We start from the raw sequence: 13,528 nt of genomic DNA, 5'->3' as shown, positions 1-13,528 counted from the left end.
CTTTTTCCTTTTAAAATATAACAAATTATAGCCACTCTAAATCTAATTTTACATCGTAGAAAACAAAGAAAAATAAGCCCTGTTGAAAATGTGATGAACGAAATGGAAAGGCTTTCTTCTTACTAAAATTACTTAACAAACTTTAAAAAAGTTTAGATTATAAAGAGAACATTGGTTATGTTAGTTTATTTTTGGGAAAAAGCTGCTCTATAATTTTATAGAGCAGCTTTGTTTTTTTAGAGTACCTTTAAAAAAGAAAAACATGAAAATTCAAACCTATTACAATCATATACGGTTTTATACCCCACACCATTTTGTATATTATCCAATTCTAGTTCTATTTTTAATTGCAAGCATTTATTTTGCTGCAACGACAGAAGATTATCTTATCTGGGGATTCATAAGCGTTATTTTTGTCTTTTTGTTCGCTTTAGCATTTATGCTGCGCCAGCATTATGCACTTACATTACAAAACAGAATCGTGCGTTTAGAAATGCGTTACCGCTATTTCTCTTTAACAGGCAAAAGATTCGAAGAATTTGAGTACAAACTTACAGACGATCAAATATTTGCATTGCGCTTTGCTCCAGACAGCGAATTGATTCCGCTTGTAGAAGATGTTTTAAAAAACAATTTAAGCGGAGACTCAATCAAAAAAGCAATCGTGCACTGGAAAGCAGATTATCACAGGGTTTAGCAAAGAATAACAATTACAAAAATCAATTTCAATATCAAGGATCAATGACAATCAAAAGAATTATTTCAATTTTAAATTGACATAGATTTTTGATATTGATTTTGATATTGAACTATTCCTTTTTTTTATTAAAAGCTAAATAAAATAATGATAATATTATCCAAACCGATACAATTACAATGAAATATATTCCGATAATATTCGGATGCAGGTAATTTGGTTCGTAAAAAAGTTTATCTAAAGTGTTGAACTTTTCTGCTAGAGCTTTTCTTTCAAAATTATTTCGAATTCCATTCAACAGTTCCCCATGATTATCTCTATAATGATAAACATCTTGGGTTAATTGTTTCGGAATCAAATTGGTTTCTATATTGTATTTTCTAAGAATTGTGTCTAATTTTTGAAATTCATACGTTAAAGAATCTTTCTTAGATTTATACAATAATTTATAACGTTCTACTGCAGATTGATACTTTTGTTTGTCGATCGAATCACCATGTACAGCATTAAATAATGAGTTGTTTTGCAAAAATATGCAGATATCTTCATCATGTTCGGGATGCACAGGAAGTCCTTTAAAAATAATCTGTGTACTATCTTTTATAACTTTTTTAGAGATGATTCTTTTATACAATTCTTCTTTATCTAAACCAATAATATCCAGAATACTGTCAGCTTTATTTTTAGTTTTGTCAAAAGTACTTGTGAGGGCTTTTATGGTATCGATACTATAATAATTGGTTTCAATTATTGGATATTCGCCTGCAGAAATGGTATCTTCCTGCTTAATTACAGGATACGGCTTTGGATATAAGATGTTCTCATAATTAAACAGTTTCTCTGAACTGTAAGATGTATAACCATATAAAAACGGATTTAGAACATTAAGTAGTTTTTTGTCTTTATTAAAATCATTTTCAGATAATTCTGTTTTCAGTTTCGCATTCATTCCGAAGCTGTAACTAACAAAAAATGAAAAATTTAAAAACGAAATCAGCAATAAACAGGCAGTAATTTTAAGCAAACTTCCTCCTTTATAATTTTCTCTAGAATGATTTCGGACTAAGAAAATGAGAAAGAAAAGTAAAAACAAACCGCTCACAAAAAAATGCGATATCGAAACATCATCGTAAAACTTAAAACGGTAGAATTCTGTATAAATATTAATTTTTGCAATTCCTTTAAAAGTAAAATAACCGTATAAAAAATAAGCTAAGTGAATTAAGGCTAATACAATTACAGATTTTACGAAATAAAGTTTTAGATTTTTGGTCATTTTTAAAAAGGTGCTAAGGTTCTGAGATACTAAGGTTCTAAGATAATTAAATTTTTCCTGTATGTTTAAACGTAAAATTAAAAAGACGCACAACTGTGCGTCTTTTTATTAATCTCAGAATCTTAGACCCTTTTATTTCGAAATATCAAACCCTTCTTTCACAATTTCGCTTTCTACTTTACCGATTAATTTATTGGTTTTACCAGTTAATCTTTCTTTTTTCCAGTCACCTTTTACGTAGAGAACTAAGGTAATTAATGCTGTCACTACCGAAGAAATCGGGAAAGCCCACCAAATTCCGATTTTTCCTAGTGGTGTATTATGAGATAAAATAAAAGCCAGCGGAAATTGAATTACCCATTGCGAAACCAAAGTTAAAATCATTGGCAATTTTGTATTTCCAACGGCACGGAACACGCCCGTTAAGCAAAGTTGTAAACCTAAAAATCCCCAGGAAAGGCAGGTAATTCTAAGAAATTCTGTTCCACCTTCTATAACCGCTTGATCTTTTGGAACAAAAAACGCAATTAAATATGGCGCAAAAATAAACGCTATTATTCCCAATCCTGTTAACAATCCGAAACCGAGATAAGCACCTAGTTTTGAAATTTGAGCAGCACGGTCAATATTTCCTGCACCAATATTTTGCCCAACAAGAGTAGCAATCGCCATCGATAAACCTAAAGCTGGAATTAAAATCAGCTGAATTAAATTGGAACCTGCTCCATAAGAAGCAACCGTTGTTGTACCAAAACGTACAATTAAAAACGTAATTGCCATCATACCCAGAGCACGCATAGATTGCTCTATAGAAGATGGAAATCCGATTTCAAAAGCTCTTTTAATGTGATTATAGTCAGGTTTAAAATCTTGAATGCGAAGATGAATTCCGTGTTTTCCTCTAAATAAAATCACAAATCCAATGATAATTGCTAAAAGCTGTGTAGACAAAGTTGCCAATGCAGCACCTTTTACGCCCATTGCTGGAATAAAATTCCACCCGAAAATAAACAAAGGATCCAGCGCAAAGTTCAAAATTACTGTTCCTAAAACAATATAAACAGGAAGCGTTACACGACCAACCCCGCGCATAATAGATTGGAAAATCATAAATCCGAAACTAAAAACCAAACCTACAAAGGCGACTCTCATAAATCCTAAAGCATCTGCATAAACCTCAGGCGTTACTTTTAAAAGGTATAAAAAATATGGACTCAAAATATATCCAATAATAGATAAAACTATAGAAACTATAATTACCATTGACAATGTCTGTGCCGCCACATGATTGACCATTGTTTGATTTCCTGCACCAAAATATTGCGCAATTAAAATAGATCCTGCAATCGCAAGTCCAGTTCCTAAAGCAATGGTTAAGAATATTACTGGCGTACTTATTGAAACTGCCGCAACAGCATCACCGCCGAGGCGACCTACCCAAAAAGCATCAACCAATTGGTAAGCAGCTTGTAAGAGATTGGCAATCATGATTGGAACTGCCAGCTTTAATAATGAAGAAAGAATTGGTCCTTCTAATAATTCGTTTTTTTTCATTTTTTATTTCAAATAATTATTTAAAAAATAAGTTGACATATCAACTTTTAAAGTTTAAAAAAAAATTAAAGCATTTCTAATTTATCTGCATAGGATTTTACCGCATTTAAAGCTTCTATTCTTTCCTTTGGAGAAAATACAGACATTACTTCTTCTTCTGCCCTTTTCATCAGCGATCGAATATTTTTTGCCATAGCAACTCCATCAGAGGTAAGACTTACAATATTCTTTCTTTTATCTGTTTTATCTTTTACAACCTCAACTAAATTCTTCTTTTCAAGCGCTGTAATACTTCTTAAAATCGAAGATTTATCGCGCATTGTTTTGTCTGATAATTCTCTTTGTGAAAGGCTTTTATAATTCAAAATCATCAGCAATGGCAATTGTTCTAACTGCAATGTAATTCCTGCTTCTGTCATTAACGCATTGGTGCGTCTAAAAATTGCACGTTTAATACGGTGAATCTGAAAGAAGAAACTATCGGATATTTCCTCTTTCCAAAAATTTGAAAAACTTTCCTTATCTGTATTTGCTTTTTCCATGATGCAAAGTTATAAAAAAAAGATGACATGTCAACTAATTTTAAATAAGACACATATTTTACTGATAACCAAATACTTCAATTTAACAATTCAATATAAAAAATAAAAATGAACGATAATTTTTACTAACTTTAATGTTAAATATTACCTAATCAAAATCTAAAAACTAAATCTGATGAAAAAATTATTTGTTTTTTTGGTAATGACGCTCTTATGGATTCCGCTAAAAGCTCAAACTATCGCAGAAAATAATTCTAGTGAAAGTTTAACAACTTTTAAAACTGAAAATGAAGATTTTCAGGACAGTTATTCAGATGATCTGCCGTGGCATGCGAGAAGATTCAAGGTAACGGCGGGTGCTTTTTTTCCTGTAAATAATACAGAAGTTGAAGTAGGAAGTAATAATGGAAGTTTTGGTAATTTAATTGATTTTGAAAAAGATCTCGGCTTTAATAAAAGCTCTGTTTCATTTATGGGAACTTTTGAATGGAGAATCTCAAGAAGATCAAGACTTGGAGCCGAATATTACTATTTGAGCAGAAGTGCCACTAAAACACTTCAGAAGGAAATTGAATTTGGTGAAAATGTTTATCCTGTCAATGCAACAGTTTCTGCTTTTATGGACAATCATATTGGCAGAATTACTTACGGATATGCTTTTATATCTAAACCAAAATACGAAATTGGAGCGCTTATTGGAGCACACGTTTTATTTGGAGACGTGGGTATGCGATTAGAAGGTGCAACAATCGAAACAGAATATAAAGATAATTTTGATTTTACTGCACCGCTGCCAGATATTGGATTTTGGGGCGAATTTGTATTAGGTAGAAAAGTTGGTCTTTATGCTAATATCAATTATTTTGCTATTAAAATTAATGATTTTGACGGACGATTGTTAAGTTACAATTTATCTGTGTTGTACAATGTTTATCAAAATTTTAGTTTAACAGCTGGATATACTGGTCTTAATATCAGAGTTGATGTTGAAAAAGAAAGATTAAATGGATTTTTTAAATGGGGATATAACGGTCCGACTATAACAGCTACTTATAGCTTTGGAAATCATGTTAAGCTTTATAAACATTAATTTTAAGGTGCTAAGGTTGTGAGAGGCTAAGTTTCTAAGTTTTTTTAACGCAAAGACGCTAAGATTTACGCAAAGTTCGCAAAGTTTTTTTCTCAAAGCTTTGCGAACTTTTGAGTTTTTGCAAAACCTTGCTTGTTAAAAAACTTAGCGTGCTTTGCGGTAAAATTATACTCAAAGCAAAGAAAACCTGAAACCTGAAACCTGAAACTTGAAACTTGAAACAAAAAAAACAAACCCGATAACTCTCCAGCTATCGGGTTTGCATTACTAAACTTAACTTAATTAACTCAAAATAAAACTCAACTAATTTATTTCTCTAGTGGAGTGAATTTTACTGCTGTTCCTCCTCCAGCTGCCAACTTGATATTCAATACAGTTTTATTATTTACTTTTTGTTTAGAGATTGTAACAGGATACGGATTGGTTTTGTAATTTGCTCCAGGTCCGTCTGCATAAATTTCTGCTTCGTATTCTTTGTCTTTATCTAAAAATGAAAGTGCTACTTTTAAATCTCTTGCATTTCTATTGGTAATCGAACCTAAATACCAGTTTTTCTCGTCCCAATCTTTACGGGCAATTGTTGCATATTCTCCAATTTTAGAATCTAAAACTTTAGTGTCAGACCAAGTACAAGGAACGTCTTTTACGAATTGAAATTCTGGTTTGCCTTCATAATTTTCGGGTAAATCAGATGCCATTTGCAGCGGACTGAAAATAATAACGTATAATGCCAATTGGTTGGCTAAAGTAGTCTGCACTTTTGCTCCAGAAGGCGTTTTATAATCAAAATTGAAATTCCCCGGCGTGTAATCAAAAGGTCCAGAAAGCATTCTGGTAAAAGGAAGCGTAGTTAAATGCTCTGGCGTATTTCCTCCATCTACAGACCACGCATTGTATTCCTGCCCTCTTCCGCCTTCCTGAGACATAAAGTTCGGGTAAGTGCGCTGTAAACCCGTTCCTTTCATTGGTTCGTGGTTATCGATCATGATATGATATTTTGCCGCTGTTTCAATTACTTTTCTGTAATGACGCGCTCCGTACTGGCTGTCATGCCATTCTTTTTTATCCAAGAATTTGTTTACGTAACCTGTTTTTACTGAATTCACACCCATTTTTTGATACAATTTGAATGCATCTTCCAGCTGGCTTTCGTAGTTTTTGGTTGCTCCTGCAGTTTCATGGTGTCCGATTAAACGAACATTTTTCATAGCAGCATATTTTGTAATTTCTTCCAAATTAAAATCTGGATAAGCTTTTACAAAACTAAATGCAGAACCATCGGCAGTCCAGTCGCCGTCCCAGCCTTCGTTCCAGCCTTCGACTAGAACACCGTCGAAACCATTTTTTGCAGCAAAATCAATATATTCTTTTGTATTCTTAGTTGTTGCACCGTGTTTTGCACCTTGTCCCCAAGTGTACTTTTCTAAATGCATTCCCCACCAAATTCCAATATATTTTGAAGGTGTGATCCAAGATAAATCTTCAATTTTTGAAGGTTCATTTAGATTCAGCATGATTGTCGAAGTTGCCACTTCTCCAGGATTTTTACCTACAACAATGGTTCTCCAAGGTGTTTTAAAAGGTGTTTCTGCATATACTTTTACACCATCTGCCCAAGGCACCAAATCACTTTTGTATTGCTTGTCTGTAGTTTTTAGAAGTGTCATTGAGGCAAAATCTGTTAGATTGGCTTCGTGAATTGCTACATACAATTTGTCTTTGGTTTCAAAAGTTGCCGGCGTATTGATAGTATCTGTTTTACTCATTAAAGTTTTACGGTATTCACTTTCGTAATAACTATTTTCACGATGAACTGGAATCCACCAAACTTCATTATTGTCTTTAAAGGTAAACTGTGTTATTTCATTAGAAATTTTGACTTTTCCTAAGTGAGGCTGTTTCGGGAATTCATAGCGAAATCCTACTCCATCATCAAAAACCCTAAATATAATATCAACCAAACGCTCCTCTCCTTTTGATTCTTTTAAGTGAACAATTAATTCGTTATGATGATCTCTCACTTTTTTGAATTCTCCCCACGGCTGTTCCCAAGTTTCGTCGGCCGATTTTTCTTCTGTTGAAACGACTTCAAAACCTTCCGTCATTTTGGGAAGTCCTTGAAATTCGAAACCAAGCAGAGAAGGTTCAATAACCGATTTTCCGTTAGAAGAAAAACTATATTGAGGCTGTCCTGAAGGAGTTAATTCAAAAGTTAATTCAGAGATTTTTTCAGGAGAACTGATTTTATACGTTTTTTTAGTACTGCAGGCAAAAATCAGCATTGATGCCATTGCCATTAGGCAGTATCTATATTTTTTGTTTTTCATTATTTAAATTGTATTAATTACAGCTCTATTTAATTTCGCTCATTATTTGTTTTGCTTTTGCTGACTGCATGGAAACAAAATAATTAAACGCTTGATCGAGTTTTTTCTGGGCTTCGACATTTCCTTTTTTCTGTACGCGTAAATCATACAATTTGCTGATTTCCGGGAAAATATTTTCTGTATCTTTTACTCCCGAAAAAGTTTTTATTTTTTCAATAAAAGAATAACCGAATTCAACTGTCGGTTCTATCATTGTTCCTTCTCCGAAATCATTCCAAGTAATAAGCTGCAGGTAATTTACATTAGCATTTTTAGCCAAAGCAAGTGTTGCGTCTAAGGTCGCTCCATTATTGTGCTCGATTGTCCATCCAATTGCTGCTCCGCCTCCGCCTTCTGCATAAAAATCTTTAAATCCTGGATAAGCGCTTCCCATAGCAACTCCTAATTTTGGTTTGGTATTGGTATAAAAATTAGTCAGATAACTGTTGTCTTTGTATACCCACGCATACTCGCCAGAAGCATTTTCGCCAGCTTCGTAAGATTGATCCCAAAGTGTCAAAAATGTTGGCTTTGTGGTTAAAGTACCAAATACATTTGTCCATTCGGCAGGAGTCTGCAAAATGATTGGTCCAAAATTCATTAATAGAGGTTTGCCATTAATTTTGATATAATTAGCATCAGTAAAATAATTATTTTGTACATAAGCTAAATCTGTTTTTGCAGCACTGGTTACCGAAATGGATTTTCCGGCATCTACTGCACTTTTGGTTACTCGATCTTCATACACAATGGCATATTCTAAACCTACCTTTTCCAGCATATCAATCAGCTGTTCGGTATTTTCTTTGACCATTCTATAGTCATATACATCAAAAGTTCCATACCAATCTATTAGAACTCCATCAATTCCAGAGTATTTCATCATCAATAAATGATTTTCAATCACATTTTTATCGCCTGAGTGATAAGGTCCAATCAGCGGATAATAATAAGATGCTATTTCTCTACGGCCGCTAGCCGCAACATTATTCGGATTTTTGTTGGCCATTGTCCAATGATATCCCCATTTTTTATCGGCACTGCTTTCGTTGGTTTCAAACCACGGCATGTAGTGAACATAAATTTTGGTGCTGTTGGTTTTCTCTATCGCAACAGGTTTTACTACTTCTGGTTCTACGGGTTTTTCTGGACCTTTGTCATCACTGCTGCAGCCAGCAACCATCACAATGTTCATTAAACCGAAAACCAGCGATGTGATATATCTTTTCATACTGATGTATTATTTATTATTTTATATTTTTTGCCACAGATTAAAAGATTAAAAAGGATTTTTTGTTTTGTATTTGTTTAATTATAATCTGTGAGAATCTTTTAATCTGTGGCTAAAATAAAGCCCTTCAGATATTCATTCGTAAAAACATGTCAGCCTTCCACGACTAACCAACATGGAAGACTGACAGTTTAGAAACCTAATTCAAAGGATACCCAGGATTTTGTTTCAGGTTTTTATTTGTAGTTAAAACTGTACTTGGAATTGGAAAAATTGCTCTGTATTTTTCAGTAGTTCCTTTTTCCCACCATGGAAGAAAAAATGTTCCAAAACGAATATTATCTGTTCTTCTTCTTCCTTCAAATGTAAATTCTTTCAACAATTCTTTGTCTATAAAAGCAAGATCAATAGTTGCCGGCATTTCTTCTCCAGCTCTTGCAGTTACCTGCTGTAAAAATGGTCTTGCTAAATCTGGCGAGCCCAAACGCACGTAACATTCTGCCTGCATCATTAAGATTTCTGCATAACGAATTAAAACGAAATCATGATCACGCTCCCATTGTTCTCCTGCTTTCATTTCGTATTTAGCTAAACGAACTCCTTCATTTTCTTTGGCATCTGTTAAACTTGTCAAGTTTTCTGTATAAGTCAACGGTTCTCCATTGTCCATCATAATTACAGAACCCGTGGCAAGATTAATTTGATCTCCTGCCAGCATACATTTTTTTCTTTTGTCTGTATCTGCAAAAGTTGAATATACTCCAGGCTGAGCGCACATTCCGTTAGCGCTCCAAGGGTAATTTCCTATTGGTGAAATTGCTAATTTTTGATTATAATGAGCAGACATTGAGTTCATGTAATTTCCAACCGTTCCTGCTTTTGAATCGTAAGGAATTGCAAAAATGATTTCGCTTGAAGTTTGATTTTCTGTGGCGAAATTGGCAAAGAAATCTGGTGTTAAACTGTAACCTGTTACTTTCTGGCATGCATCTAAACAATCCTGCCAACGCGCCACGCCAATAAATGCTTCAGAATTCAGATATAATCTTGCCACAATTGAATAGGCTACATTTTTAGTCAATTTAGAATACACTACATTTCCATTTAAATACGGAATTGCATCTGTAAGCTCTTTTTCAACAAAATCATAGACTTCTTTTCTAGTTGAATTGGTTGGAAGATCTGTATCTTCAAAATTAGTTACGATTGGAACATTTCCGAATAAATCCAAAAGATTGTAGTAGTAATAAGCTCTAAGCGCTTTTAATTCTGCAAAAATTGGGGCTTTTGCTTTCTCTGTCAATGACGATTTATTGATTTGATAAATGATCGCGTTGATCTTAGCAATTCCAGTATAATTGTAACGCCAAGCCGAAAGAATCATTCTATTATCAGCTTTCCAAGTATGTTTTTGAGCATCTTGATATTGTCCGCCATCGTACCAGTTTGTTCCTCTTGTTGGAATTGTAGCTTCGTCTGAAACTACTTCATTCAAAAAGAAAACATATTCGCAAGTCGGGAAATTATTTGATATTGCATCAGAGAATCCTCTTAAAGAAGAATAAGCTCCACCAACCAACGCATCTATTTCTTTAGGTGTGTTTCCAAAATTTCCATCTTCTACCTGATCATATAACTGTTCGTTTAGATCAGTACATGATACCGTAAAAAGCATGCTTAAAAGTATCGCTGCTGTTATTTTGATTTTCATTTTTAATATTTTATGGTTATCAATTCGCTTAGTTATTCAGCGTAAAATTTAGTCCAACAGAAATCGTAGTTGGTCGAGGATAATTGTTGTACCTGTCAATTCCAGGAGCTGCTAATCCCGTTTGATCCATTACTCCAGTTTGATTTATACCGTCTTGAGCATTTAGACCAATCTCTGGATCTACACCTTTGTAGCCTGTAATTACAAATAGGTTTTCTCCCATTACATAGAATCTAACTTTAGATTTTTTGTATTTTAATGGCAGTGTGTAACCAAGTGATAAGGTTTGAAGTCTAAAGAATGATGCATCTTCAATCCAATAATCAGAATACTTTGGCGCCGATGTAATACCGCTGTTTAAGAAATCATCAGGCACATTAAAAGCTGGTAACCTGTTTGGATCGTTTAACATCATGTTGGTCGCATTTAATGCTTTTTGACCAAACATTCCGTATCCTGAAATTCCAAGATCAAAATTTCCATAAGTAAAATTCATTCCGATACCTAAAGTTAAATCTGGCTGGATGTTTCCTAAATCTCTTTTGTCTGCATCAACCAATGCGCTCTCTGCCACTACTTCATTCGCAGCGTTATAATATTGAATTTTTCCATCAGCATCTAAACCAGCATTTTTAAATCCCCAGAAAGTTCCAACTGGATATCCTTCGGCAATAATTTGAGAATATTGTCCAGACATACCTGCTAAACCGTGCAGAGATCCGCTGTAAATAACATCTGTTTTGTACGTTGGGTTTGAAAGTTTTTCGATTTTTTGAACGTTATGACCAAGTGTCAAATTCGCATTCCAATTGAATTTATCTCCTTTTACAATATCCGCATTCAAAGTAAGTTCAACTCCTTTGTTTGACATTTCACCAACATTAGCCAGCATAGTTCCTACTAAGTAAGGAGGCTGAGGCACTTCGTAAGTATATAATAAATCTTTTGTTGTTTTAGAATACCATTCGAATGATCCTGTAATTCTATTGAAAAGACCAAAATCAAAACCCACGTTTATCTGCTCTGTTGATTCCCACTTCAAATCAGGATTCGGATTTTGTTTTGGTGAATAAGCCAAACTCCAAGTTTTAGTAACTGGATCGTAGTAACTGTCGTTTCCAACTCCTAAAATAGAAAGCGATTTGTATTCGCCAATTCCATCTTGATTTCCTGTAACCCCGTAACCAACTCTAACTTTTAAATTGTCTAACCATCCTTTTGAAGATTCCATGAATGTTTCGTTAGAAATTCTCCAGGCTGCAGATGCAGATGGGAAAGTTCCCCATTTATTGTTTTCTCCAAAACGGCTTGATCCGTCGCGTCTTACAGTTGCTGTCAATAAATATTTACCGTCGTAACCATAGTTGGCGCGGGCATAAAACGAAACTAAATTTGATTTTCCTTTGTATGAATAAACATCACCCAGACGATAATTGTAACCAGCCCCTAAATTGTTATAGCTGAAAGCATCTGTTACAAAACCACCTCTTTGTGCTCCAAAACCTTCGTAAATATTTTGCAGGTAAGAATATCCAGCCAAAGCACTTACGTTATGTTTGTCGAAAGTTTTATTGTAGTTTACGTAAAGTTCTCCTTGTGCATTTGTAAATTCGCCATAACTTCTCTGTGCAAAACCGCCTTCTGTCTGCCCTTCCATAACGGCATATGATGGCTTGTAAGAACCTCCTTTTACGGCATTATGTTCTAACGAAATATTAGCTGTAGCGGTAAAATCGTTTAAGAATTTGACATCTGTTTTAAAATAACCTAATAATCGGTGTCTCTCATTATCAATGGTTCTATTGGTTAAAATCTCAACTGGATTTTGATAAATATTTCCAGTTACCTCAGAGAACTCACCATCAGAATTGTAAACTGGAATTGTTGGATTTAAGTTGTAAGCTCTTTCAAAAATTCTATAGTCTATAGGGTGCCATTTGTCGATATTTGCAAATAATCCCATATCAAACTTTACATCTTTGTTGTCTCCAAGAAATTGATAAGCTGTAACGTTTCCGCTGATTCTTTCTAAACCAGATCTTTTTATAAGACCTTCATTGTTTAGATAAGAAAGTGAAGTTCTAAAACCGCTGTCTGCTTTACCAGAATTAATACTTAAAGTATGTGACTGCGAAACTGCAGTCTGTTCAATTGCTTTCTGCCAGTTTGTGTTTCCGCCATAATCTACAGCATCTGCCAATCCATTTTCACGAACATAACCTCTCCATTGATTGGCTGATAAAAGATCTAAATTATTGGCAGCGTAACCAAAACTTGATAATCCGCTGTACGTTACAGACACTCCTTTAGTTCCAGATTTAGTCGTAATCATGATTACCCCGTTTGCTCCTCTAGAACCATAAATTGCAGTTGCAGAAGCATCTTTAAGAACATCAACCGATTTAATATCTGCCGGCTGCACCACATTTATGTCTACCCCTGCAATACCATCCACCACAATTAACGGACTGTTGCTTGCTGTTAAAGAAGTTCCCCCACGTAGTCGTATTGTAGAACCCGCGGAAGGATCTCCAGAAGGACGAATAATATTTAATCCTGCTACTTTTCCTTGTAAAACTTGTTCTGTTGATGAAATGGTTCCTTTTACTAAATCATCGGCTCCAACAGTTGAAATAGCTCCCGTTAAATCTGATTTTTTTACTTTTCCATAACCTACAGAAACCACTTGTACTTCTGCCAATGTATAACCATCATTTTGCAGATGCACTTCAAGATTAGAAGTAGTTCCTGTAACCTGAACTCTTTGAGTTGTTGAACCAATAAAAGAAACTTCGATTGCACCTCCTACGGCTACCTGAAGGCTAAATTTACCGTCAAAATCTGTTGTAGTTCCGTTTTTTGTTCCTACTTCAATGATAGAAGCTCCCGGCAATACATTGCCAGTATTGTCGTAAACGGTTCCTGATATTTGTTTTTTCCCCTGCGCAAATATGCCGGCAGAAAGAAAAAGCATAAAAATCATCAATACCGCCGATTTAGCAGTCCACATTTGATGCAGGACGCTTTTTTTATTTTTACTATTCATTAGAATTGGTGTTTT

9 protein-coding genes are annotated in these 13,528 nt (G+C 34.4%); 2 read left to right on the top strand and 7 right to left on the bottom strand.

The genetic code is table 11. The features are described 5' to 3' along the window. The first annotated feature begins 262 nt into the window (after positions 1-262). Positions 263-697, top strand: a complete 435-nt coding sequence (locus EDB96_RS15840; RefSeq protein WP_057116242.1) for a DUF6526 family protein — start codon at positions 263-265, stop codon at positions 695-697. Between the two features lie 112 nt (positions 698-809). On the opposite strand, the gene EDB96_RS15835 is transcribed toward EDB96_RS15840, so the two are convergent. From EDB96_RS15835 to EDB96_RS15825, 3 genes are all read right to left on the bottom strand, one after another. Beyond that, positions 810-1,973 (bottom strand): hypothetical protein, encoded by a 1,164-nt coding sequence (locus EDB96_RS15835; RefSeq protein WP_134141867.1) that lies wholly within the window; start codon positions 1,971-1,973, stop codon positions 810-812. 132 nt (positions 1,974-2,105) lie between these two features. Then, complete coding sequence (locus tag EDB96_RS15830; RefSeq protein ID WP_134141865.1) at positions 2,106-3,527, bottom strand: MATE family efflux transporter; 1,422 nt, start codon at positions 3,525-3,527, stop codon at positions 2,106-2,108. Between the two features lie 65 nt (positions 3,528-3,592). Further along, positions 3,593-4,069 (bottom strand): MarR family winged helix-turn-helix transcriptional regulator, encoded by a 477-nt coding sequence (locus tag EDB96_RS15825; protein WP_134141864.1) that lies wholly within the window; start codon positions 4,067-4,069, stop codon positions 3,593-3,595. Positions 4,070-4,244: 175 nt separating this feature from the next. Between EDB96_RS15825 and EDB96_RS15820 the strand changes: the two genes are divergently transcribed. Then, on the top strand, positions 4,245-5,159 hold the full coding sequence (locus tag EDB96_RS15820) for a hypothetical protein (RefSeq protein WP_134141862.1): 915 nt from the start codon (positions 4,245-4,247) through the stop codon (positions 5,157-5,159). Between the two features lie 308 nt (positions 5,160-5,467). On the opposite strand, the gene EDB96_RS15815 is transcribed toward EDB96_RS15820, so the two are convergent. The 4 genes from EDB96_RS15815 to EDB96_RS15800 all read right to left on the bottom strand — a co-directional run bounded on the left by EDB96_RS15815 (position 5,468) and on the right by EDB96_RS15800 (position 13,513). Further along, positions 5,468-7,486 carry a glycoside hydrolase family 97 protein gene (locus EDB96_RS15815; protein ID WP_134141861.1) on the bottom strand — a complete coding sequence of 673 codons (2,019 nt, stop codon included), beginning with the start codon at positions 7,484-7,486 and terminating at the stop codon, positions 5,468-5,470. A gap of 25 nt (positions 7,487-7,511) precedes the next feature. After that, entirely contained in the window at positions 7,512-8,756 is a 1,245-nt protein-coding gene (locus EDB96_RS15810) for a glycoside hydrolase family 71/99-like protein (protein WP_134141859.1), read from the bottom strand. Positions 8,757-8,955: 199 nt separating this feature from the next. After that, positions 8,956-10,467 carry a RagB/SusD family nutrient uptake outer membrane protein gene (locus EDB96_RS15805; RefSeq protein ID WP_134141858.1) on the bottom strand — a complete coding sequence of 504 codons (1,512 nt, stop codon included), beginning with the start codon at positions 10,465-10,467 and terminating at the stop codon, positions 8,956-8,958. Positions 10,468-10,495: 28 nt separating this feature from the next. Continuing rightward, positions 10,496-13,513, bottom strand: a complete 3,018-nt coding sequence (locus EDB96_RS15800; RefSeq protein ID WP_243839361.1) for a SusC/RagA family TonB-linked outer membrane protein — start codon at positions 13,511-13,513, stop codon at positions 10,496-10,498. Positions 13,514-13,528: the final 15 nt, after the last annotated feature.

The organism is Flavobacterium sp. S87F.05.LMB.W.Kidney.N, from assembly GCF_004366435.1.
In the GTDB taxonomy this organism is placed as follows: Bacteria; Bacteroidota; Bacteroidia; order Flavobacteriales; family Flavobacteriaceae; genus Flavobacterium.
The sequence above is the reverse complement of the archived record's forward strand: the minus strand, read 5'-3'. Positions and strand labels throughout refer to the sequence as shown.

Excerpts from the sequence above, each read along its gene's own strand:
- EDB96_RS15840 (WP_057116242.1), top strand. The coding sequence starts at position 263 with ATGAAAATTCAAACCTATTACAATCATATACGGTTTTATACCCCACAC.
- EDB96_RS15800 (WP_243839361.1), bottom strand. The coding sequence starts at position 13,513 with ATGAATAGTAAAAATAAAAAAAGCGTCCTGCATCAAATGTGGACTGCT.
- EDB96_RS15820 (WP_134141862.1), top strand. The coding sequence starts at position 4,245 with ATGAAAAAATTATTTGTTTTTTTGGTAATGACGCTCTTATGGATTCCG.
- EDB96_RS15815 (WP_134141861.1), bottom strand. The coding sequence starts at position 7,486 with ATGAAAAACAAAAAATATAGATACTGCCTAATGGCAATGGCATCAATG.
- EDB96_RS15830 (WP_134141865.1), bottom strand. The coding sequence starts at position 3,527 with ATGAAAAAAAACGAATTATTAGAAGGACCAATTCTTTCTTCATTATTA.
- EDB96_RS15805 (WP_134141858.1), bottom strand. The coding sequence starts at position 10,467 with ATGAAAATCAAAATAACAGCAGCGATACTTTTAAGCATGCTTTTTACG.
- EDB96_RS15835 (WP_134141867.1), bottom strand. The coding sequence starts at position 1,973 with ATGACCAAAAATCTAAAACTTTATTTCGTAAAATCTGTAATTGTATTA.
- EDB96_RS15810 (WP_134141859.1), bottom strand. The coding sequence starts at position 8,756 with ATGAAAAGATATATCACATCGCTGGTTTTCGGTTTAATGAACATTGTG.
- EDB96_RS15825 (WP_134141864.1), bottom strand. The coding sequence starts at position 4,069 with ATGGAAAAAGCAAATACAGATAAGGAAAGTTTTTCAAATTTTTGGAAA.